Origin of the sequence: Rickettsia typhi str. Wilmington (assembly GCF_000008045.1) — a bacterium.
Taxonomy (GTDB): Bacteria; Pseudomonadota; Alphaproteobacteria; order Rickettsiales; family Rickettsiaceae; genus Rickettsia; species Rickettsia typhi.
Genome location: NC_006142.1, coordinates 224660 through 249144, shown reverse-complemented (window position 1 = coordinate 249144; position 24485 = coordinate 224660). Strand labels below are relative to the sequence as shown.

The following is a 24485-nucleotide window of genomic DNA, read 5'->3' as shown; positions in this document are numbered from 1 at the left end:
ATTTGTAATCAAGAAAGAAATATATTCTACAGTGAAGCTACTACAATATAATTATTATAATTACTAAGACAATATAGTACACTACCACGATATCTTCATCATTAAATGTGAATATTAGTTATGCCTAATTCACAATTGCATACAAAATTATAAATTAATGAGTGAATATATTTGAGAGGCTAAAAATGTTATAACTCTAGACTAGTTGTAAATACATTATTAAAGTGAGATAAATATTAGAAAGCTTTACAGGAATTGATTCACGCATCTGCTAATATAGCCTAGAATTGATTTTATAATACATGAAACAGAACACCATTTTACGTTAAGCATCACATATTATTTACTTATAATTCTGTATCTTGTTTACATTCCTCCTGCTGTTTATACCATAATTCAGCGTAATAGCCTTGATATTTTAACAATGTTTTATGATTGCCTCGTTCAACTATATAACCATTATCTAAAACTATAATCTCATCTGCATCAACAATAGTCGATAATCTATGAGCGATGATAAGAGTAGTATGGTTAGCTGAAATCTCTTTAAGACTTGCTTGAATTAGCTTTTCAGTTTTAGTATCAAGTGAACTTGTTGCTTCATCAAAAACATATATTGATGGATTTTTTAAGATAGTTCTTGCAATCGCAATACGTTGTTTTTCACCACCTGAAAGTTTTAAACCTCTCTCGCCTACCTGTGTTGCATAACCTTCAGGTAACACACTAATAAATTCATGAATATGAGCATTTTTTGATGCGGCTATAACTTCATCGTAACTAGCTGCATTATTACCATATGCGATGTTATAATATATCGTATCATTAAACAATACCGTATCTTGTGGAACAATCCCAATAGATTCACGAAGTGAGCGTTGCTTAACTTTTCTTATATCTTGATTATCTATAATAATACTACCACTATTAATATCGTAAAACCTAAAAAGCAATCGTGATATCGTTGATTTACCTGCACCGCTACTACCTACCACTGCAATTGTTTTACCGCTCTCAATCGTAAAAGTGATATTATGCAAAATAGTACGTTCCTTATTATAAGCAAAGCTAACATTATTAAAACTGACCTCACATTTTGAGATAATTAACTCCTTAGCATCTACTGAATCTTGTATTTCTGCCGGTATATCAAGTAACTTAAACATATCTTCCATATTAACTAGAGCATTTTTAATTTCTCTATAAGCGAAACCAAGTATTGAAAGTGGAATTGATAACTGAAATAGATAAGCATTAACCATTATTAAATCGCCGATCATCATTTTATTTTGATTAATAGCATTTACTGAAAGTATCATTAAAGAAATAAGCCCTAATGATATTATGACATCCTGTCCAATATTCAAAATTGATAGACTGTTAGTAGTTTTAGTAGCTGATTTTTCATAAGTTTGCAAAGCATCATTAAACTTCATCGCCTCATATTCTTCATTATTAAAATATTTAACTGTTTCAAAATTCAATAAACTATCGATCGCTCTATTATTTGCAGTGTTATCGCTTTTGTTCATTTCCCTTGCAAATGCAATACGCCAAGTACTGATTAATAAAGTATAACACACATAAACTATCATTGTTATTAAGACAGTTACTGCAAACCATACACCATGAAGATACCATAATATTCCGATGACCAATATAATTTCTAAGCTTGTCGGGAAAATATTAAATAATGAATACCGTAGCACTGCTTCAATACCTTTAGTACCACGTTCTATTGACCTACTTAAACCACCTGTTTTTCTAGTAATATGGAAACGCATACTTAAACTATGCATGTGTTTAAAGACATTTAAAGCTACTAAGCGTGTTGCTTGATATCCAACTTTTGAAAAAATTATATTTCGCAATTCACTAAAAATTTGGACAAGTATTTTTGTCACACCATATCCAATAATAACACCAATAATAACTGAGAGAGGTAAATTTTGATTTAGTCCGTCTATTATATATTTATAAACAATTGGAACAAAAATATTTATTACTTTAGCTATAACTAAACAAATAAGAGACGTAACAATACGTAATCTGATATCAAAATCCTTCAACCATAAATATGTAAGAAGTATATAAAACGCATTTTTGTGATTGTTATTTTTAGGCATAAAATTGCCACACCGTTGCTTAATCACAGGATCCAATTAAAATATTATTAGTTTTTATATTCTAGATATCGTTTTCAAGCCAAGATAATGACAGTTACGCCCCAGAAACGGTCAAAGAATTCTTATTCTTAGGCTGAGTTTCTAACAATTTATCTAACCTCCCATCTTGTTCAAGATTAAATAAATCATCACACCCGCCAACATGCATATTATCTATAAAGATCTGTGGAACAGTATTTTTTCCACCGGATTTCTTAATAAATGCTTCTTTCTCTTCTTGCGTAAAATTACTTACTTCAATTTCCTCATAAATAACATTTTTCTTATCAAGCAACGCTTTAGCTTTTATGCAATAAGGACAACTAGCTAGAGTATAAATAATAATTGTGTGTAATATAGATTTATTCATAATGTTATATTTTTTATTTTTTTATATTATATATTATCTTAAACTAGAGTTTTTAAAGCAAGTAAAAATATAATACATGAATAATTTTTCTATTATCTCAGCATATAAACCAGCAGGCGGTCAACCAAAAGCAATAGATGAAATTATAGCAGGGTTAAATAGTAAAAAACGCTCACAAATGTTGCTTGGTATTACAGGATCAGGTAAAACTTTTACTATGGCAAATATTATAGAAAGAACTAATAGACCTACTCTTATTATGGCTCATAATAAAACTTTAGCTGCACAAATCTATTTAGAAATGAAATCAATTTTTCCAAAGAATGCAGTTGAATATTTTGTCTCATATTATGATTATTATCAGCCAGAAGCTTATATAGTACGCACTGATACTTTCATCGAAAAAGATTCATCAATTAATGAACAGATTGATTTAATGCGTCATTCTGCTACAAGATCGTTATTAGAACGTCGTGATGTGATAGTAATTGCGTCTGTTTCGTGTATTTATGGACTTGGCGCTCCTGATTTATATTATCAGATGACTGTGCATTTAGAACTTGGTCAAAGCTATCCTCGTGATAAGTTACTAAATGATTTAATAAATCTGCAATATAAACGTAATGATATCGGATTTGAGCGTGGCTGTTTTAGGGTTAAAGGCGACCACATTGATATTTTTCCCTCACATTATAGCGATAAAGCTTGGCGTTTATCATTTTTCGGTAATGAACTCGAATATATTCATGAATTTGACCCATTAACAGGTGAGAAACTTACTCAGCTTGATAAAGCTATGGTTTTTGGTAATTCACACTTTGTTATGCCACAAAAAACAATAAATAATGCAATATCAAGCATTGAGGTAGAGTTGCAAAAACACTTAGATGTCTTAAAGTCACAAGATAAACTAATTGAAGCGAAAAGACTAAACCAGCGTACTCAATATGATCTTGAAATGTTAACAGAAACAGGTAGCTGTAAAGGAATTGAAAACTACTCTCGCTTTTTCACAGGACGTAATGCCGGTGAGCCTCCTCCTACATTATTCGAGTATTTACCTAAAGATGCTTTATTGTTTCTTGATGAAAGCCATGTATCAATACCACAAATTAGAGCGATGTATAACAGCGATCGAGCACGAAAAGAAGTGTTGGTAGAGCATGGATTTCGTTTACCTTCTGCACTTGATAACAGACCTTTAAAATTTGAAGAATGGGAAAAATTTAGACCACAAACTGTGTTTGTATCTGCAACTCCGGGACCATTCGAATTAGAAGAGACAGGTGGCACTGTAGTAGAGCTGATTATCAGACCTACAGGACTTCTAGATCCTGAATGTATTATCAAACCAGCTACTAACCAAGTTGAGGATTTAATTAGCGAAATTCAAACAACTATCACTAAAGGTTTACGTATCTTAGTCACTACATTAACAAAAAAAATGGCTGAAGATTTAACATCCTATTTGCAGGATCTGCAATATAAAACATATTATTTGCATTCCAATATACATACTCTAGAACGTATTGAAATATTAAGAGATTTAAGACAAGGTAATATCGATATTTTAGTAGGTATTAATCTATTAAGAGAGGGGATTGATATTCCTGAGTGCGGTTTAGTTGCGATACTTGATGCAGACAAAGAGGGATTTTTACGATCTGAAGTATCACTAATACAAACAATAGGAAGAGCTGCAAGAAATAGTAGAGGTAAAGTTATACTTTATGCAGATAAAATGACTAAATCTATAGATAAAGCTGTTAGTGAAACATTACGTAGAAGACAAATTCAACAGGAATATAATAAAAAATATGGTATAATTCCAAAAACTATCAATAGTGCTATTCATACTTTAGAATCACTTGAAGAAATCCATGATAATAAACTCGATAAAAAACAAACTAATACTTTATTGAATAATCCTGCTAAACTAAAATCTTACATGGATAAATTAAAAAAAGAAATGTTTAAAGCTGCAAGTAATCTTGAATTTGAACAAGCTGCAAAACTCCGTAACCAACTCAAAACTCTAGAAAAGGCAGTACTGGAGTTAAGCTAAATTCCTACTGTTACACGATTAGGAAAACTATGGTGTAACAGTGATAAAACAAATATGACAAATCTTAGCAAAACTTAAAACTCTTCCTATGATAGGATGATAATCCATGTGTATTAATAGCTTCGATATGTTCACGAGTACCGTATCCGTAATTTTTATGCCATAAATATTGTGGGTATTCAGCACTTAATTCTAGCATCAAACGATCTCTAGTCACTTTTGCAATAATAGAAGCTGCAGCAATCGATAATGATAAATTATCACCATTAATTATACTAATAAATCTTACATCACTAAATTTCATATTACCATCAACTAAAATTTTCTCTGGCTTAAGGCTAAGATTTGCCACAGCAATAGTACAAGCTTTTTTAGTTGCTTCTAATATATTAATATCATCAATTTCGGTATGCTCAATAATAGCGGTTGACCAAACATAATTACTAGTTATTTGCTCATATAGTATATCTCTCTTATTTTTAGAAAGCTTTTTAGAATCCTTAATACCAGATATAATATCTACTTTATCTATTATAACTGCACTTGCGACTACAGGACCAACTAGCGATCCTCTACCTGCTTCATCTACACCTGCTACAATATAGTTATGATATTTTTGTTCATACTGTAATAGATTTACTTCCATAATTGTATTTTTAAAATTTTTAATGTATATAATAATATCTTTCTCGCATTGATTCTGAGTAGTCATTGCATGGAGCATTATATTACATAGCAATCTCATGGAATGAGAATAAATTTCTAATCTTGTTTTGTCAAAACTTATAGTTTTGCATTGCAATGAGGAAAAACCTTGTTAATAAAAACCTAAATAATATAGAATTTTAAAGTGCAAAATTATTTTCAATTATTAGAACTACCACAAGAGTATAATATTGATTTAAAAATATTAGAAAAGCAATATTTTGCCATGCAGATAAAATATCATCCTGATAAAGCAAAAACTGTGCAAGAAAAGGAACAAAATCTAATTATTGCCACTGAATTAAATAAAGCTTACTCTACTCTGAAAGATGCTTTAAAGCGTGCTGAATACATGCTGCTTTTGCAAAACATAAATTTGAATGATGAAAAGATACGTAGTTTACTTTCTCCACTAGAATTAAGTATATTCTGGAATGAAATGGAAAGAATTGAAAATACTATTTTATTTAGTGATTTAGAAAAAATAAAGCACAAATATGAATTAATGCAACAACAAAACATTAATTCTTTAAAACAAGCGTTCGAAAAACGAAATCTATCAGATGCAACCATACACACAAGCAAACTTAAATATATTAGAACATTGCAGAACAAGCTGCAAGAAAAAATAAAATCATGCAAATAATAGAAATTACAGAACCGAAGCAAACTGATTGTCAGCAGAAACTGCAAATAGCAGTAGGTATCGATTTTGGCACTACTAATTCATTAATAGCAATTGCTACTAATAGAAAAGTTAACATTATTAAGTCTAAAGGTGATAAAGAATTAATACCAACTACTATAGATTTTATAAATGAAGATTTGATAATAGGTAATAATAAAGGACTACGTTCTATAAAAAGACTATTCGGTAAAACATTAAAAGAAATTCTAAATACCAAAACACTTTTTGCGTTAGTTAAAGATTATTTAGATATAAATAGTAGTGAGCTGAAACTAAATTTTGCTAATAAAAAGATGCGTATTGCTGAAATTGCAGCAGAAGTTTTTATTTACCTAAAAAATCAAGCAGAAAAACAATTAAAAAATAATATCACTAAAGCAGTCATAACAATACCTGCACATTTTAATGATACAGCAAGAGGTGAAATAATGCTTGCAGCTAAAATAGCAGGTTTTGAAGTATTAAGGTTAATTGCTGAACCGACGGCAGCTGCATATGCCTACGGCTTAAACAGAAATCAAACAGGTCGCTATTTAGTATATGACCTAGGAGGTGGTACTTTTGACGTATCTATTCTTAATATACAAGAAGGCATTTTCCAAGTTATTGCCACAAACGGAGATAATATGCTTGGTGGCGACGATATAGATGTAGTAATTACACAATACATTTGTAATAAATTTGATTTACCTAATTCTAGCGAGACTTTACAACTTGCAAAAAAAGCAAAAGAAACTTTAACATATAAAGAGAGTTTTAATAATGATATTATATCAATTAATAAGCAAACATTAGAACAACTAATTTTTCCTTTAGTCAAACACACTATCAATATAACACAAGAATGTTTAGAACAGTCAGGAAATCCAAATATAGACGGAGTTATTTTAGTAGGTGGGACGACTCGTATTCCTTTAATCAAGGATGAATTATATAAAGCATTTAAAATAAATATTTTATCAGATATTGATCCTGATAAAGCAGTTGTATGTGGCGCTGCATTACAAGCAGAAAACTTAATAGCACCACATACAAATTCATTACTGATTGATGTAGTACCGTTATCACTCGGCATTGAATTATATGGCGGTATAGTTGAAAAAATCATTATGCGTAATACGCCGATTCCTATTGCGGTAATAAAAGAATTTACAACGTATGCCGATAATCAAACTGGTATACAATTCCATATATTACAAGGTGAACGAGAAATGGCCGCAGATTGCCGTAGTTTAGCTCGATTTGAGTTAAAAGGTCTACCACCTATGAAAGCAGGAAATATTAGAGCTGAAGTTACTTTTGCTATTGATGCAGACGGTATATTATCTATTTCTGCTTATGAAAAAATCAGTAATATATCACATACTATAGAAGTAAAACCAAATCACGGTATTGATAAAACAGAGATTGAGATTATGTTAGAAAACGCTTATAAAAATGCTAGTATAGATTATACTACTAGATTATTACAAGAAGAAATAATTGAAACAGAGGCGTTAATCTCTAACATAGAACGTTCTATAATAGAATTAACAACCTTGTTATCAGAAAGTGAGATATCTATAATTAATGCTTTATTTGATAATATAAAATATGCTGTACAAACTAGAGATCAAACATTAATTAAGCATTCTATTAAAGAGTTTAAATCCAAAATAAAAAATATATGGATACAAAACATAATTAATATTAATGATTTGCGAAAATAGCAATCAAATAAAATAATCCAAGTTGTTATATAGAACTAATTTAGATAAGGAAAAATTAAGGAGAATGTTAAGAAAAATAAAAGTAACATTTATTATAAATGATGAAGAAGAAAAAACAGTAGAAGCGCCGATAGGGCTTTCTATTTTAGAAATTGCTCATAGTAACAATCTAGATCTTGAAGGAGCTTGCGAAGGATCACTTGCTTGTGCTACTTGTCATGTTATGCTAGAAGAAGAATTTTACAACAAATTAAAAAAACCTACGGAAGCAGAGGAAGATATGCTTGACTTAGCCTTTGGTCTTACCGATACTTCTAGATTGGGATGTCAAATTATTCTAACTGAAGAATTGGATGGAATCAAAGTGCGACTTCCTTCTGCTACTCGTAATATAAATTATAATGGATTTAAAAAGTGATACGTAAAATACTGCTTTTTGTGTTTTTAGCCTTTACTATAATATGGTTTTCAACTGCATATACTATAAAAAATAACGTTGTAAGTTTAATAAAAAATTCTGAATCAGATAATCTGAGAATATATTATAATGCTGTTAAGTTTTCGGGTTATCCTTTTAATTGGAAAATCCACATAACAGATCCTAAAGTAAAGTTAATTGATCATGTAAATTCTCAAGAATTTACATGTAAAAATATTGTCATAAATATATCTTTTAATACTAAAAGAGCTGCACTTAATTTTGGTCCTTTTATTAAAGTAGATAATTACGGCGACAAAACATTTACCTATAATGTACACAGCAATAATGATATTAATGGTATAGGCAAATTTAATAAACCTTTATATAAGGTATCACAAGATGATAGTTTAAAAGAAATATTAAAATCAATTAAGTTCAATAATAAAGCATTATCAATATTTAAAGGTCATCAAGAAATTTTTAAAATTAATGATTTAGCATTTCTTATCCAAAAACATAATCTAGCAAGTCAGGAGAATATATCCTTATTCTTAAATATGCATTACTATTCAGAAAATGATATTTTGAATTTTAAAAATGCTAATGTAGATATGGCTACTTCTTTTAAATTTGCTAAAAACGGGAAAGATGCATCTATTTTAGAAAATTTTAATATAGAAAGATTTATTTTTATTTGTGATAATGACTCTAAAGTTAATTTAAACGGTACTTTACAATTCTTTACTAATAAATTACCAAAAGGAATACTATCTTTTGAGCTAGAAAATTATAATGCTATAGTTGATAAACTATTACCGAATAATATTCTTTTTTCTAAAAAAACAATTAAAACAATTATTGCAAAAGCAATGAATAAAACTTCTGACGAGCAATTAAATACAGACAACAATAATACAAATTCAGTTTACAACAATATAAAAAATGCTAAGTTTGATATTGCGTTCTCAGATAAAGGAATAAATATTGGCTCTATAAATTTATTAGAGCTCACACTTGGTGAATATAAAGCAGAAAAAAATACCGAAAATAATCCAAATTAGTTTTATGAATAATTTAAAACTACTAACTATTATTAGTATATTTCTTATTTGCAGTAATATTTATGCTGCCACAAAAATCATTAAAATAGGTACCGGCTCTATTTTAAAAGGATATTATGCTATTGGACTTGATTTATGCAAGACGATTACAAGTGATTATAAAAATAACGAACATATTAAATGTGAGGTTGTAATAACAAATGGTAGTATAGAAAATTTAAAATTATTACAACAAGGAAAAATTGATTTAGCTTTAGTACAAGCAAATATTGCAGTAGAAGCATATGAGGGAATAGGTTATTATCGCAATCAAGAAAAAATGCAAAATTTACGTCAAGTACTTAATCTACATGATGAGTTTTTTACAGTTATTGTAAGAGATGACAATAGAATAAAAGTTTTTGCTGATATTGATGGAAAAAAAATAACTAATGGTCCAGAATTTTCTAGTAGTAATATTACTTATGATACAATACGTTCCTTATATAAATTTTCTAATGAATCTGAAGAACTCAATATTAATTATGAAGATTCTATTGAAAAATTCTGTAATAAGGAAATAGATGCTATAATCATGATGATTGGACATTTTAATCCATTAGTAAATTTAATATCTCATAAGTGTAAAATTAATTTCGTTTCAATTGAAAATGATAAAATAACAGAATTAATAAAACAAAATAGAGCTTTTAATAAAGCTATACTTAATAAGAGCTTATATCCATGGATTACCGATTATCACACTACCGTGAAAGTATCGGCGATCCTAGTAACTAGAGATGAAGTGAATAGTGATATTTTAGATAAGTTTATTGGTGCTTTTCATAGAAACGTAGCAAATTTTAAACTTTCTAATTACCTATTAAATAACCTTGACATTCACTATTTTGTAGATACTAAAAATTTTGTGCTACCAAAACATAATGCAGTAAGAAGTAAAAACTAACAATATGACTAAAAACACGATATTTAAAAATATATTGATACCTATAGATTTAAATGATAAGAAATCTATAAAAAGTATTTTTTCTAAGGCTTTAATGCTTGCAATAAATTTTCAAGCAAAATTACATTTTATGTATGTAATGCCTGAATTTGGTACTAAAATGTTTGAAGATTATTTACCTAAAAATTGGAGAACAGAAAAAAAAGAAAAATATCAAACTCAAATTAAAGACATTATCAAACAATATATTCCTGATACAATTGAAACGGATGATTATATAGGTAGCGGGGCAGTTTATGATGAAATAATTAAGCACTCTAATGAAATTAAAGCAGATTTAATAATAATCTCTGCAGTCAGACTACAATTAAAAGATTATATGCTTGGACCTAATGCTTCTAAAATCGTACGTCATTCAGACATATCAGTTTTAGTACTACGAGACGAGTAATAAGTATTATTTACTACTATTAGATCTGCAGTACCATAATCATTATGAGCATACATTCCCATTATGGTTCATGGGATACATTTCATTTTATCTAATAGATCATCCACGATATACAGAAAAGCAATAGAACATATTGTATTATAATACACGGCATATTCCTCAATCATGTTGCACATTTTCGGTAGTAATAACTATATATTGAACTTTAGAATTAATACACTGATATTACGACTGATTCAGTGTTCAAATGAGCTGCTTCTAGAATTGAAATTACCACAACTTATTTCACAACATTTTATATTTTCTCAATGCAATCTTTATTATTCTACATTAAAAGAACTACACAATATCTATGAAGATTACCTTATATTCCAAATTTAAGTTATCTCCAACAATATTTACAAAAATTCATTACTATCACATATATATTCATAATCTAGAATGTTTTCTACTTCTTAGGTATTTATTCTTCAAAAAATTTCTTTCATTACAAATACATAATCGATAATAGCTTAATCTATTTCTGATTTTCTTAATGCACGTGCTAAAGCTTGATTCACTTAAGTCTTATTGGATTAATTTCGGAATTTGTTCACAAATTATTATGAGCTGCGACTGTTTTTGCTATCTCACAATTATACTTTAAATTTTTGCACATATTTCAGATTATATTTACTGAATTACAGCAGTAACAACAATAAACTACAGTAATTAATCCTTCTGGTACTACAGTTTCCTTCATGTAAGTGTTTAAATTCTTTTGAGAACTTTTAATCTTATCTAAAGCATTTTTATATAAATTAATAATACGATTTGTCAAACTTTGTTTAGTAAATCTTAAGTATCAATTCTACTTATTAGCTAATGATAGTTTTTTATCAATTATTTCTTATAAGAAAATGTGTTTAATGCTTTGCTACAACCTGATTGTACTTAAACAGTTATTTCATTTGTTAAAATTTGTGTTGAATCAACATTTGTCTTACTATCAATTAAATTTGCTTTAGTTATTGGTAATAGCCGATACAAATTCATTAGTATATTTTTCAGTTCTTGCACAATTGTTTTAAAATTAACTAAGTTAAGAATTAATAAAAAGTGAAATAATAAAACAACTGTGTTTTAACAGTATTAAAACCATTTAAAGGTTTATTGTTCTAATTGATAAAATTTATTAAAATTAATATTATTTTTACTACTAAATTTTATCCTGAAACAAGGCAGCATTAAATTTTATCATGTAGATAGTAACCTAGGTTTTATAGGCTAGTGAATATTTGTAATAATATCTAATTAACTATTAATGAATCTATTTATGTGGTGTATTATATGATAATAATTCTATATGCGCACTATATTATTCAAATTTTCATTATTTTTAAAATTCTTTATAATGTATGTTGTTATACCGTTGCTTAACCACGGTATAACAACAATACATAAATTGTGTCTTAAATCCAAATTACTCTTGATTACAATCAATGGCATTATAATATTATATTTTGCTATTACTCCTTCTCCTTTACTTGAAGACATAAGTTTCTCTCAAAGGGTCTTTGATCGAAATAACAAGTTAATGCGTATTTCACTTTCTAAAGATGATAAATATAGAATATTTACGCCTATTAATGAAATACCGACAACTTTTATCAAAGCCGTATTATTATATGAAGACAAGCATTTTTATAAGCATTTTGGTATTAATCCTCTTTCTTTAGCTAAAGCTTTTTATTCTACTTATGTACAGAACAATCGTAAAATAGGTGGTTCTACTATAACAATGCAAATAGCACGTTTAAGATATGGAATAAACTCTTCTACTATTCTTGGCAAAATCCATCAAATCATTAAAGCTATTCATATAGAGTTACATTATTCAAAAGATCATATTTTAGAAGCTTATTTAAACCTAGTACCTTATGGCAGTAATATTGAAGGGATAGCAGCCGGCAGTTATATTTACTTCAATCGTGACCTAAAAGATTTAAATTTAATTGAGATTCTAAGCCTTGTAGTAATCTCACAAAATCCTCTTAAAAGGGGCGGAAATTATGTTAATATTTTAAAAGCACGTAAATATCTATTTAACAAGTGGATAACGACTCATCAAGAAGATATAATCTATGATAAATTAATTAGTTTGCCTATTAAATTTAATCGACATAAAGATCTTCCATTTATTGCACCGCATTTCACTTTAGAGATACTTGCAAATAATGATAATCCTATCATATATACAACCATTGATAAGAACTTACAAACAACTATAGAAAAACAAGTGAAGCTATATATTAATAATCAGAAGAAATACGGCATTTATAATGCTGCTGTAATTCTTATTGATTTTACTACTATGGAAGTGCTTACTAGTATTGGTTCAGGTGATTTTTTTAATAACGATATTTGTGGCAAGATTAACGGAACTAAAATCTATCGTTCTCCAGGCTCAGCATTAAAACCATTTGTCTATGCACTTAGTTTTGATCAATCACTAATACATCCATTAACTTTACTCAAAGATACACCTACATACTATGATTATTATAAACCGGAAAATTTTGATAGTAGGTTTGCAGGTGTGTTAAGTGCTAAAGAAGCATTAATAAAAAGCCGTAACATACCAGTAATATTTCTAGCATCTAAGTTAAAAAACCCAAATTTTTATGAATTTTTACAACAAGCAAAAATTAGTGGCTTACGAAAACCCGAAAATTACGGCTTATCTATAGTACTCGGCACAGTAGAAATGACGCTTGAAGAATTAATTACTCTTTATGCTATGCTTGCTAATTTTGGAACTTATCAACCTCTTAGAAAGAACTTGATGTCATCACGTAGCTTATCCATAGGATCTAGAAATAATAAATTTGATCACATAGACAAAATACAGGATAACATAAACAATGTATTATTATCTCCTGAAGCAAGCTATCTAACACTTGATATTTTAAAAGATACAACGCGTCCTATTACATATAATATAAGTCATAACTTACCAATTTATTGGAAAACAGGTACTTCAAGCTCATTTCGAGATGCACTTAGCGTTGGTATATTTGGGAAATATGTACTAGCTGTTTGGGTTGGTGACTTCAAAGGACAAACTTATGGAACATTTACTGGTAATATTTCTGCAGCACCTTTATTCTTTAATATTATTGAAGCAATAACTAGACCAAATAAAGATGAGGATTTAATACTTTCGAAAATTCATGAACTAAATATTACTAAAGTAAAAGTTTGTGCTGATACAGGAGATATCGATAACGATATGTGTCCTGTTAAAACAGAGACCTTATTCATTAAAGGTAAATCACCAATAAAACAATCAGATATTTATAAAAAAATATTAATAGATTTAAAGACTGGTATGCCTACTTGTCAATTTTTCAAAGGACAAACAGCATATAAAATTATAAATTTATTGCCAACAGATATCCTTTTGATTTATCAAAAAGCAGGAATACATATATTACCGAAACCTATACCTAAAAACAATTGTAATAAGTTTATAAATTGGTATTATCAAAAACCTAAAATTATATATCCTGTAAAAAATTCCTTACATTCAATTAAAGAGAGTGATACTATAACCTTTAGTGCGATTAGCAACAATAAAACCAATAAGATCTTTTGGTTTGTAGATAATAAATTAATAGCTACAGCAAAACCAAATGAACCAGTAATATGGAAAGCAAAAATCGGTGAGTTTACTATTAGCGCTATCAGTGATAGTGGCAAAAGCGATAGTATAAAAATTTATATTAAAGAATAAATTAGTGATTATATATGACACAGCACTTAATATTAAACCATAAACATCAGCAGAAACTGCTCTTAATTATTTAAAAAGCCAAACATTCTAAATACATTAACGAAGTGCATTATTCAGGAATACCAGAATAAAAAATACCAAAAGCTACATTAGTGATATAAAATTTATGTATAAACGAGACTAAGATTATTGAATACGGTAAAGGATGTACATTTGATAAATTATTTTATTTTAACACAACTCAGAAAATTAAACACAAATATGATCGCGATATATTACTGACGAAAATTTGAAATTTTAGCAAATTTCAGCAAAAGTATTATGTAAATCCTCTAACTTAGGCCTCTATATAGTTCAAAAGCAAATGTATTTTAAGTTTAAAAGTTATTTTTAAATTAAAGTAAAAAAGAAAAAATACAGTCTACTAGTATTTTTAATAAGATTAAAGAATACTTTAAAAATATTCTTCTTACAAAAGAAACATAATTTAAAAAACGGTTATATGTGTGACAACATAACGGGCGTAATCATAAGAACATTATAATCAACACCACTAACAAAGATATTATTAATATTCTCTGATATAATTTTAATATACTTTTTAATATGCTAAAATTTAAAAACCTAGAATGTAGATAAGGAACACAAAATTTCAAGGTAAAAAAGCTAAATTGATTACTAAATTAACGAAACAATCCTATAATACCATACATATTAAATACAGATAAAGGTAGAATTAATCAATCTGCAAAATAGTTTTGGAAAATTTTAATGCCACTTAATTATTCAAAATTTTTTACTAATCACTATTAGGATTATATTTATAAAATGCTCAAATATAAGCTCTGTTTATGGTTGTACAGGATTTAATTATTACAAGTCATCATATCATATTTTAAATAAGCAACTATAACCTTATATGTGTAATATTTTGAATGTTAGACTCAAATTAATACACAATAACCATGTTATTTGAACTTACAGATATTCATTAAACCTAAAAATTATCATTATGTTTTGTAGCTCTACTAAATATGGCTTCAATTCAATTATACCTATATTTCCTTAATTACAGCATGTGCGTTATACATACAAAATAACTATCTATCTTCTATAGAGAATGTAAGATTACAACACGAAACCAGTTTAAATGATAAAGAAGCAATATAGAATAAGTATAATGATAAATCAGAAGTCAAAACTATATCTAGTTATTACTCAAAATAAGCAATATATTAAGCGTAGAACAAGATTATAAAGGAGCGTTAGAGAATTAAAATACAATTTAAAATTAAAACTTTAAATATACATAGAATCGGTAATAATTTTAATTAATACATCAAGAAAGTGATCTATTTTATAGAAAATAATATAACACTAATATTATGATCACATGCTAAAAAACTTATAAAATATGTTCTATAAGATAAAGCAAAAAAGAAATTTAGCTTTTCAAGCATTACAAGAAATAGATACTATAACATCATATTGTAACTCAGCTGGTATTATTGATTATGATATACGATATTTTCTTAGGTAATATGCATACTAACCTAATTCAACAAATGTGAACAATAACCAAGAAAAGATTATCGTTGTCGACATTAATTGACCAATAATCATTAATTGGTACTTGATGTAGCTTATTATTTTCTTCTACCATACTGTACAAACTATATCTAATATAGCTTTACTTTGAAAGCAGAAATGTAAAAAAATATTAATATAAAAACTTGTTAATTGTCACCTTAATAAATCATTTATACTGACTTTAGCTCGAGTAGTTTTATCAACTTGCTTTACAATAACTACGCAATAAAGTCCAGGCTTACCTGCTTCAGGAGAAGGTAATACTCCTGGCACTACAACAGAATAAGCTGGAATTCTGCCATAAATAATTTTACCTGTATCTCTGTATACTATTTTTGTAGAGCTACCGATAAACACACCCATACTAATTACTGATCCTTCCTCTACTATTATACCTTCTGCTATTTCGGATCTTGCACCAACAAAACAATTATCTTCAATTATAACAGGCTTTGCTTGCAATGGCTCAAGCACCCCCCCTATTCCTGAACCACCGGAAATATGACAATTTTTACCTATTTGAGCACATGAGCCAATAGTAGCCCATGTATCAATCATTGTACCCTCATCTATATAAGCACCTATATTAATGAAAGAGGGCATAATTACAACATTTTTAGCGATATAAGTACCAGTTCTCACAATAGCTCCTGGAACTTTGCGTATAGCTGCTTCTTTGAATATATTCTTATCAGTATCTGCGGGAAATTTAGGAGCAACTTTATCATACCAACTATTATAATTGTTATTATAAAGCTGCGATTCCGTAGTGATAAAATACAGTAATATAGCTTTCTTTACCCATTCATTAACTTTCCACTGATTTCCTTGCTTTTCACAAACACGAATTATACCTTGATTTAAGCTTTTAATACTCTCATTAAGAATGCTCTTTAATTTTATAAGCTTTAAAGAATCATTAAGAATATTTTCCTTAATTTGCCAAGCTTCTTCAATTTCTTTAATAATATCGGACATATATTTTAACTGTTTTATTGCTAAAAATAATAAATGATATTATCATTGAGTCAAATATTATGCAAAAATAATTATAATTAATATGTATATTACTTGCCCAAATTGCAACACACAATTTATTGTTACAAGCAATCAGATAGGTATTAATGGACGACGAGTAAAATGTTCGAAATGCAAGCATTTATGGTATCAGAAATTAGACTATAATAATAGTAAATTAAATGATTTTAAAGATAAAATAAACACAGAAACTGTTACAACACCTACTAAAAATCATTATAATACTAATGTACCTGTTATTTTGCCTCGTAAGAAAGAATATAAAATATTTCCAATATTATGGTCTAGTTTTATAATTTTTTGTTTAGTAATATTACTAATAGATAGCTTTAAATTCTTAGGTAAATATGATCAACTAAAGATAGAGGCAATTAATCTAGGAGAATATCATCATATGAACGGTATGAAGATATTTTATAAATTATCTAATGAGTCTGATTATTTAATTACAAATCCTCTAATCAAAGTTAGAGTAATTGATTCTAATAATCACACGTTAGATGAATATGCATCAATTACAAAATTACGAACAAAAATCCATGCTAAACAAGCAATATATCTAGAATTAAATATTGACAAGATCCCTGTGAATGCAAAATATATTGACATTACTATATGTAATAGACTAGGACTGTTGTTTAAGTGATAATAGCTGCACATATGACTTATCACTGCATAACATATGCACTTGAACACGGGATCTAACAATACTATATTACATCAGTCAAACTATATTAGTTTAAAATTTTTACACCAAAAAATAATAAATCCTGAATTAGAATCTTTACTCTATTCAATAAGGATTTAGTATCAATATAGAGTTATTCAACAATTATATTGAAAAGCTAAAACACTTATAAGTAAAAACTTATTATCATGACTAATGATATAATAATTTGTAGTGTAGATTAAGAAACACCACAATTTGAGCTATTATTATCACTTGACACCATATTCACAATATCTGGTGCTTTAAATAATATAATTATTGCAGTAACTACTACTAAAGCTACTTCCCACTGCAATTTTCCTCTTAATGTTTGAATTCCTAAAACAATTATACCTACAACAGCTATACCTTTCGCAGTATTGCCTCTAAATACTTTAATTAACTTACATAATGCATCACCTACAGGATCGCTCACACTAGTGGCTAAACTATCAAAAGCCACCATAATAATAGCTACGCTTAGAATAGTAAATAATATACGTAATGATATATTATAATCGATTAATTCTTCGTCTAATTTACGATTATGAAAGTTCATATATTTTACCTCAAGAAAAATTAGCATTTAAAACATAATGTATAATTTATTTATATATAAATCAACTCATAAATATCACAATTTTAATTAATATGCAAAAATATCTTAAAAAGACTTATTTTAAGTAACATTATAATCACATATTAGCCTCATTTAACTTCCCAATATATAACAAACGTAAATAAAAATAACCAAACAACATCCACAAAAGCCAGTACTATGCAGCAAATTCAAATCCTAAATGTCCATTAACTTCTGTAGTAAAATCTCCTCTTTTTGCTCTAAAATAGTAAAGTATTAGAAATATGATACAAATAACTACATGAGCATAATAAAAACCTGTTGCTAAATAAAAATTAGAAGCATATATACCATCTGTAAATTTAAACTCCGCATGATAATATTTATATGCTGGCATAATTTGCTTGCATAATTGTAAAAAATATTCCAAGCACTATGGTAAAAGTCATTGCAGTTACACAATCTTTTTGATTTTGTTCTTTTAAAGCATAACGAGCCACAGTAACAAGCAGTACCTGATAAAAGTAATATCAAACGCATCAAAGTTTTAATTGTAGATGGAGGATAAATGCCTTGTTTTATAACCCATACACCATCTAAAAGACATACTGGTGATAAACTTGATTAAAAAAAAGAAGCAAAAAATATAGTTAAGATAAATATATCTATTTGTAATCCTTTCCTAACAAGGCTAGTATGTTGATGTTCTATTATTCCTTCCTGCACTACATCTCTCTACCAAAAATATAAACAATAAATTACTGAGATAACTCATGCAGATAAAATTTGTAGTCATTCATGGACGAGATAATACATATAACAAAAAGAAGTAAAGCAAAAGATTAAGAATGTGCTAATGGCTTGGATCTACTAATATGGAATATTAGTAATAGAATTTGAATTCGGATTCATAATTTTATTTTACCATTTTCTCATTAAATACTGCAAAGATATACGAAGATCAACTAAGAACATAGTACTTAATTTGAAGTCGGACAACCGAGCGTATCTACATGTAAATGTTTAAAATATAGACCTACAAGATAAAATAACAAATTTAAGTTTAACTAAGACAAATCATATCACTTAACGTAGAATTACATGTATTTACAATTAAAATCTCTTGATTCTTTAATATTATTCAATTAATATGTAGACTACCAATAATGTTGAAGCTCCTAAGCTCCATTAAAACTAATCTGTTAACACGTAATATTTATGCCAAGAGCCTATGATATTAGAAGTGAGTAAAATCATGAAGTATCATGGAAGCCCTGACAGCAACAGAGTTTAACCACTAATATCTTTATACTTTATAAATTAATAATTTATTAATCCTAAAAAATACAAATGAAAGATCACTTCTAATAATTATTAATGTTTTAATGATCTTTTTAGTCTCTAAAAAAGATTTTTAGATTTCAAACTAATCAAGTGTATCCTGCTAAATTTTCTTACTTAAAAGTATAGAGATATGACAAATTATCTTCACTATTTTACTAATGATATCTGCAAATATTGCATTAGTGCTATATATTACTGCAATATTTTTATGTTCAATTTCTTCAAGTCGAAATTTAATAAGATTATTTAATAATTCTGACTCAACATTTCTATTTTCTAAATAATTTATTTGCTGTTCATAATGTTTTGCTATTACTTCTTCTATACTCTCGGTAACAAGCATTGCAGTTTTTATTCCTATCAAGGAAGATAAAGCACCAAGTAAAAATCCATAATGATGCCAAAAAGATAATAAAACTGTTGGTCTTACTGCTCTTTCAAGTATTTTTTTTTCAAAAAAATTTAAATGCACTGCTTCGTTATCAAGCATTTCTTTAATCAACATACGATCATTTTGAGATTTGATATATTTTAGCTGTCCTTGATAAATTCTTTTTGCACCATACTCTCCAGCATGATTAACTCTAATTATATCGTGTATTTGTTTGTCAAGGTTAGAAAAATCAGGTCTAGGCATAATTACTCATTGAACTTGAAAATTAGCTACGTTGTCTTATAATTTATACAGTACTCACTTACCTTCAGTACCGTATATACTACTTACTTTTTCCAAATTAAACTATGTCTACTCTTGATTTAAATTTTAGAGTATACTTTGGAATAAATCGAAACTAGCAGGATTTAACTTATAATCCACTTCTGCCTGTTGTAACAGTTTTAAAGTCTTGAGACATTCAGTTAGGCTGAGCGCATGTGCTATATTTATAAAATCATTAATATTATGATAGAAAATCGGTGGTGATAATGATTTAATTGCAAGTTCCAAACATTCACCATTTTTTACTTTCGATAACACTATATATAAATTTAAATAATGCCTTATTAAGGCTCTAATAATTAAAACTTCATTAATATTTTGTTTTTTTAAAATATCAAGCTCTTGCAGAAAATTACTATAATCTTTTTTTGAAAAATATATTGCCAAATTACTACCATTTGCTGTAATTTCACTACTTATAACTTCTAAAACATGGTTTAAAGTAATTTCATGTACATCATGAACAAAATATATCAATTTATTAATTTCACTACAAATTAATGCATGATCACCTTTTAAATGAGTTTTTAAGTAAGTAATAGCTTCTTTACTTATAACTTTATTAGTTTTTGCTAATTTAGCTAAAATAATTCGTTCAATTTTTGCTTCATCGTCATGATAACAAGCAACTGCCGCTAAATATTCTTCTGTTTCAAAAAACTTTTTAACACTCCCACTAGAATTCATATCTTCCCCTATAAATACAGGGAAATTTATATAATCACTACTTAAAATTGTTTTTAAATTCTTATCGAGTGAATTGCCAATTGATCTAATTTTAATTAATTCTTTTTGACCAAAAAAATTATGTGAATTAAGTAATATCTCGAAAGATAAAATATTAAGATCTTCATATTCTATAGAAGATAGTAGCATATTCAAGTTTTTTACCAAACGTGTACAAATCTTTTCTATATAGCCTTTATCAGGACCATATAGCAAAAGAGCTTTAATCTTTCCTGCTGCTATTAATTCAAATAATTTACCTATTTGCGAAAAATAAAATTTCATAACTTAACTATTGCCGTATAAAATATAAAATTAATCTACTACGAATTTCTTCTGCTGCTTGGTATGCTAAATCTATTCCTGTTCCATATCGTTCAACATTTGTTGCATATGGTGTAAAAATAGCATTATATGATGTGTTTTGGCAAAACGTCTCTTCAATTAAAATGTTTTGGCTTTCTATATCAAGTAATTTATATCTAACTAATTGATTAATATCCTCCCTTAAAATATTAGAGTTTTTTTCAATAGTAGCAGGCATAGTTGTTGCACTAAGCTCGGCTTTAAGAAGGTATTTTGCCTTTGCTTTCTGAGGTAAAATACGAGTTAAATGATGATAAAATTCAGCTCCTTCTATTGTTCGAATCGGTTCAACTTTAATAGCTTCTAAATCATTATTCCTACTGTACTTTTCACTATATACTGATTTTAAATTACAACTGCTCATTAGACAGAATGAAATTATTATAAATAAAAAATGCATATATTATGCTTAATGTTGATGTTTTATATTAATAACAGTTAATTGTGATCTTGTGAAAGAAAATTATAATTATTTATATTTATTAATATTTATAGTAATAAGTTTATAAATACACCTACAAAAGAATTTGAATTTATTAGATAAACTTCTAAGTATGCCAATAGAAAAAAATAACAAAAGAGTTTTTATAACATAAATAAAATTAATTAACACTAAAACTGAAAATATAATAAAATATTAAAAAATAGCTTGAGCTATATGAAAAGCTATCATAAAACTATAAATATTAATGAGTTATGATGCTGATAAATACTCAATAGAATTTTCTCTATTAATAGAAAAAGATTAAATATTATATCACTACATATTTAATCTAATACTCAATATTAATTACAAAACAGGTATATGTTTGCTACCTATGTAATAATCGGTGTAATATTCTAAATTTGATGCGTTATTCCGCATAATAAGACTGTTTAGTTTTCATTATCTTTTGTATAAATTAGCGCTTATTTGTATTAACATTTTAAAATTACTATAAAATAAATTATCAAAACACTAAAAGTTATTTTTTTAATACTAATTTCACTAATCTTGTTTCTTTAGACTTAATTACATTACATGATACTTATCACTTTTACTGAATAGAAATGTTTAATTTTATCATATTCTTAATATTTTTTAACATGTTTAAGGAAGCTTTGTTTGTATAAACATCACTCTCTATATCAATCATATAAACGCGGAGACAAAAATCAAAATAAATCCTAAACACCTGAAGCAGTACTATTACATAAATAATTTATAGATATTTTTTGTGAATTTAAAGATTAAGATTCTTAATAATTAATATCTTCTAAGTATTAGCTGATAAACTTAGAAATAATGATGTAATAAAAACTATTGATTATGCATTATCTTATAATTGTTAATTTAACATGATGGATTAGTTACTGAAGTTTTATATTTTCCATATCCCAATCATGAGACATAGTATTATACTTTAATACATAAGGCTTAGTATCTATAGAATCAAGCGTTATATCTGCTATCATATCATTATGCGACGCGATAAGTTCATTATAGCCAAAATTAGCATAATAAGGTTGATAATTTCTAAATCTAACTGTTATAAATTTCTGTTGAGTAATAGCAGGTAAGAATTTTATCAAATCATCAAGAGTATTTAAAGCTAAATCTTTCATCTCAAAAATTTGCAATCTATAAACATTTTTATAATCTTTATTAAAAAACGTTGGTATAGAGCTAAAACTACTACCAGCTTGAACGGACGCTACACTTAAAGCTTTAAGAGGAATGCCTGATTTATTACTAAAATAATCATCGGATTCAAAAAATACTGCACCACCAAAATTTATCATCTTAGCAATTTTATTATTGTTTACATCATATAAATCTACAGCCTTCTCTAACTTTTTTCCATCACGGAATATAGTAAGTTTAATAGTGACTCCTTTAAAATTATCCATTTCTCTATCAAATAATGCTAGATTGCCACCAAGTTCTTGATCATTTACTGCCCAAATAATATCACCTGCTTTTAAAGATTTTTGAGCAGGAGAACCAGCTAAAACTGCCTTAACACTTATGACTCTATTTCTACTATCGGGAAATTTATTGATATATTTATACATTTCGTCTTTAGGAAAATTATGATATCTAACCGCTTTATTTAATGAATATAGCTCACTAATTATTCCTATATGTTTTCTGCTTGGCTGTTTATTATTTTTTAAACTTTCCAAAGTACGTGCTACATAATCACCGTGTAATGCTAAAGAATGAGTTTTACCGCCACCATATAATACTCCTATAGCTTCAATCTTATCGTTTAATACAGGTGAACCACTAGCACCACCAGTAGTATTTAGGTTAATAACATAAGTACATTGAGGCATTAAACCTTCAATATGATAAAGATCGGATAAATAACCAGTATGGAAAGAAAAACCTTTCGCCTCTGTGTTACCAACTACAAAAACCTTTTGATTTAATTTTGGAAGCTCACTAGTAAAAGCTATTTGCATTGCTGAGACTGGTATATCTTTACTCTCTACTTTCAAAATAGCATAATCTTGCCAAATATCGTAATAGATAAGTTTTGCTTCTGTCTGCTCACCGTTATAGAAAGTAACAAAATAAGTTCCGATAGATGCACCACCAACAACATGAGTATTAGTAATTATATAGCCGTTATTTTTATCGTTAATAAATCCTGTTCCAGTCCAACTACTTGTATCATCATACGCCGATACTGCAATTCTAGTATCAATCGTTACGATTGCTTTTTTAGCTTTTTCAAATATTGCAGTATTTGTGTCAGAAGATGCTAAAACTATATTATTCATCAAAACTAAATTAATAATAAATACAAGTTTTAGTAAAATCGGTAATTTTTTCATTTTTACCTCTTGTAAAATCACTTAAGCAGCACTATATCAAATAAAAAGTCATAATACAATAATTTAAATGGCTTGTTGAACACGATGTCATTCCCACAACGGTGACAACGCATTCTTTAGTTATTATGGTACAATTAGTGCCTCATACCGTAGCTTGTCCACGGTATTCAAAAACAACTTAATACTAATATATCTAGATCTGTGGAATAAATCACCGAATAAGAGAGATAAAACA

18 protein-coding genes and 1 pseudogene are annotated in these 24485 nt (G+C 27.6%); 9 read left to right on the top strand and 10 right to left on the bottom strand.

The window, feature by feature from the left end:
- Window positions 1-347: 347 nt before the first annotated feature.
- Together RT_RS00980 and grxC are read right to left on the bottom strand one after the other, a co-directional pair.
- Window positions 348-2126, bottom strand: coding sequence for an ABCB family ABC transporter ATP-binding protein/permease (locus RT_RS00980; protein WP_011190666.1), 1779 nt, complete (start codon window positions 2124-2126; stop codon window positions 348-350).
- A 94-nt stretch (window positions 2127-2220) separates the two neighbouring features.
- On the bottom strand, window positions 2221-2535 hold the full coding sequence (gene grxC / locus RT_RS00975; protein WP_011190665.1) for a glutaredoxin 3: 315 nt from the start codon (window positions 2533-2535) through the stop codon (window positions 2221-2223).
- Between the two features lie 76 nt (window positions 2536-2611).
- Between grxC and uvrB the strand changes: the two genes are divergently transcribed.
- Window positions 2612-4600 (top strand): excinuclease ABC subunit UvrB, encoded by a 1989-nt coding sequence (gene uvrB, locus RT_RS00970; protein ID WP_011190664.1) that lies wholly within the window; start codon window positions 2612-2614, stop codon window positions 4598-4600.
- A 64-nt stretch (window positions 4601-4664) separates the two neighbouring features.
- On the opposite strand, the gene RT_RS00965 is transcribed toward uvrB, so the two are convergent.
- Window positions 4665-5246 (bottom strand): ribonuclease HII, encoded by a 582-nt coding sequence (locus RT_RS00965; RefSeq protein WP_011190663.1) that lies wholly within the window; start codon window positions 5244-5246, stop codon window positions 4665-4667.
- A gap of 204 nt (window positions 5247-5450) precedes the next feature.
- Between RT_RS00965 and hscB the strand changes: the two genes are divergently transcribed.
- The 7 genes from hscB to pbpC all read left to right on the top strand — a co-directional run bounded on the left by hscB (window position 5451) and on the right by pbpC (window position 14356).
- Window positions 5451-5951 (top strand): Fe-S protein assembly co-chaperone HscB, encoded by a 501-nt coding sequence (gene hscB, locus RT_RS00960; RefSeq protein WP_011190662.1) that lies wholly within the window; start codon window positions 5451-5453, stop codon window positions 5949-5951.
- Entirely contained in the window at window positions 5942-7702 is a 1761-nt protein-coding gene (gene hscA, locus RT_RS00955; RefSeq protein WP_011190661.1) for a Fe-S protein assembly chaperone HscA, read from the top strand. The genes hscB and hscA overlap by 10 nt, the downstream gene beginning before the upstream one ends.
- A 64-nt stretch (window positions 7703-7766) precedes the next feature.
- Window positions 7767-8120, top strand: a complete 354-nt coding sequence (locus RT_RS00950) for a ferredoxin family 2Fe-2S iron-sulfur cluster binding protein (RefSeq protein ID WP_011190660.1) — start codon at window positions 7767-7769, stop codon at window positions 8118-8120.
- Entirely contained in the window at window positions 8117-9184 is a 1068-nt protein-coding gene (locus RT_RS00945; RefSeq protein WP_011190659.1) for an RP198 family tick cell line-upregulated protein, read from the top strand. The genes RT_RS00950 and RT_RS00945 overlap by 4 nt, the downstream gene beginning before the upstream one ends.
- A 4-nt stretch (window positions 9185-9188) precedes the next feature.
- Complete coding sequence (locus tag RT_RS00940; RefSeq protein WP_011190658.1) at window positions 9189-10130, top strand: TAXI family TRAP transporter solute-binding subunit; 942 nt, start codon at window positions 9189-9191, stop codon at window positions 10128-10130.
- A gap of 4 nt (window positions 10131-10134) precedes the next feature.
- Entirely contained in the window at window positions 10135-10581 is a 447-nt protein-coding gene (locus RT_RS00935; protein WP_011190657.1) for a universal stress protein, read from the top strand.
- 1444 nt (window positions 10582-12025) lie between these two features.
- On the top strand, window positions 12026-14356 hold the full coding sequence (pbpC, locus tag RT_RS00925; RefSeq protein ID WP_011190656.1) for a penicillin-binding protein 1C: 2331 nt from the start codon (window positions 12026-12028) through the stop codon (window positions 14354-14356).
- Between the two features lie 1743 nt (window positions 14357-16099).
- Here the strand turns inward: pbpC and dapD are convergent.
- A complete protein-coding gene (dapD, locus tag RT_RS00920) occupies window positions 16100-16924 on the bottom strand; it encodes a 2,3,4,5-tetrahydropyridine-2,6-dicarboxylate N-succinyltransferase (RefSeq protein WP_011190654.1) in 825 nt (274 codons plus the stop codon).
- An 82-nt stretch (window positions 16925-17006) separates the two neighbouring features.
- Between dapD and RT_RS00915 the strand changes: the two genes are divergently transcribed.
- Complete coding sequence (locus RT_RS00915; RefSeq protein ID WP_011190653.1) at window positions 17007-17630, top strand: MJ0042-type zinc finger domain-containing protein; 624 nt, start codon at window positions 17007-17009, stop codon at window positions 17628-17630.
- A 262-nt stretch (window positions 17631-17892) separates the two neighbouring features.
- On the opposite strand, the gene RT_RS00910 is transcribed toward RT_RS00915, so the two are convergent.
- The 6 genes and pseudogenes from RT_RS00910 to RT_RS00885 all read right to left on the bottom strand — a co-directional run bounded on the left by RT_RS00910 (window position 17893) and on the right by RT_RS00885 (window position 24271).
- Window positions 17893-18252, bottom strand: coding sequence for a TrbC/VirB2 family protein (locus RT_RS00910; protein WP_014419409.1), 360 nt, complete (start codon window positions 18250-18252; stop codon window positions 17893-17895).
- Between the two features lie 149 nt (window positions 18253-18401).
- Window positions 18402-19073: pseudogene (locus RT_RS00905) on the bottom strand (cytochrome c oxidase subunit 3).
- Between the two features lie 644 nt (window positions 19074-19717).
- Window positions 19718-20254 carry a demethoxyubiquinone hydroxylase family protein gene (locus RT_RS00900; RefSeq protein WP_011190651.1) on the bottom strand — a complete coding sequence of 179 codons (537 nt, stop codon included), beginning with the start codon at window positions 20252-20254 and terminating at the stop codon, window positions 19718-19720.
- A gap of 126 nt (window positions 20255-20380) precedes the next feature.
- Window positions 20381-21346: a DNA polymerase III subunit delta gene (gene holA, locus RT_RS00895; protein ID WP_011190650.1), complete on the bottom strand. Its 966-nt coding sequence runs from the start codon at window positions 21344-21346 to the stop codon at window positions 20381-20383.
- Window positions 21347-21353: 7 nt separating this feature from the next.
- On the bottom strand, window positions 21354-21827 hold the full coding sequence (locus RT_RS00890; RefSeq protein WP_011190649.1) for a hypothetical protein: 474 nt from the start codon (window positions 21825-21827) through the stop codon (window positions 21354-21356).
- Between the two features lie 950 nt (window positions 21828-22777).
- Window positions 22778-24271, bottom strand: a complete 1494-nt coding sequence (locus RT_RS00885) for a S1C family serine protease (protein WP_011190648.1) — start codon at window positions 24269-24271, stop codon at window positions 22778-22780.
- Between the last annotated feature and the right edge of the window lie 214 nt (window positions 24272-24485).

Coding starts and splice junctions, on each gene's coding strand:
- RT_RS00980 (WP_011190666.1), bottom strand. CDS start 2,126: ATGCCTAAAAATAACAATCACAAAAATGCGTTTTATATACTTCTTACA.
- grxC (WP_011190665.1), bottom strand. CDS start 2,535: ATGAATAAATCTATATTACACACAATTATTATTTATACTCTAGCTAGT.
- uvrB (WP_011190664.1), top strand. CDS start 2,612: ATGAATAATTTTTCTATTATCTCAGCATATAAACCAGCAGGCGGTCAA.
- RT_RS00965 (WP_011190663.1), bottom strand. CDS start 5,246: ATGGAAGTAAATCTATTACAGTATGAACAAAAATATCATAACTATATT.
- hscA (WP_011190661.1), top strand. CDS start 5,942: ATGCAAATAATAGAAATTACAGAACCGAAGCAAACTGATTGTCAGCAG.
- RT_RS00950 (WP_011190660.1), top strand. CDS start 7,767: ATGTTAAGAAAAATAAAAGTAACATTTATTATAAATGATGAAGAAGAA.
- RT_RS00940 (WP_011190658.1), top strand. CDS start 9,189: ATGAATAATTTAAAACTACTAACTATTATTAGTATATTTCTTATTTGC.
- RT_RS00935 (WP_011190657.1), top strand. CDS start 10,135: ATGACTAAAAACACGATATTTAAAAATATATTGATACCTATAGATTTA.
- dapD (WP_011190654.1), bottom strand. CDS start 16,924: ATGTCCGATATTATTAAAGAAATTGAAGAAGCTTGGCAAATTAAGGAA.
- RT_RS00915 (WP_011190653.1), top strand. CDS start 17,007: ATGTATATTACTTGCCCAAATTGCAACACACAATTTATTGTTACAAGC.
- RT_RS00910 (WP_014419409.1), bottom strand. CDS start 18,252: ATGAACTTTCATAATCGTAAATTAGACGAAGAATTAATCGATTATAAT.
- RT_RS00900 (WP_011190651.1), bottom strand. CDS start 20,254: ATGCCTAGACCTGATTTTTCTAACCTTGACAAACAAATACACGATATA.
- holA (WP_011190650.1), bottom strand. CDS start 21,346: ATGAAATTTTATTTTTCGCAAATAGGTAAATTATTTGAATTAATAGCA.
- RT_RS00890 (WP_011190649.1), bottom strand. CDS start 21,827: ATGCATTTTTTATTTATAATAATTTCATTCTGTCTAATGAGCAGTTGT.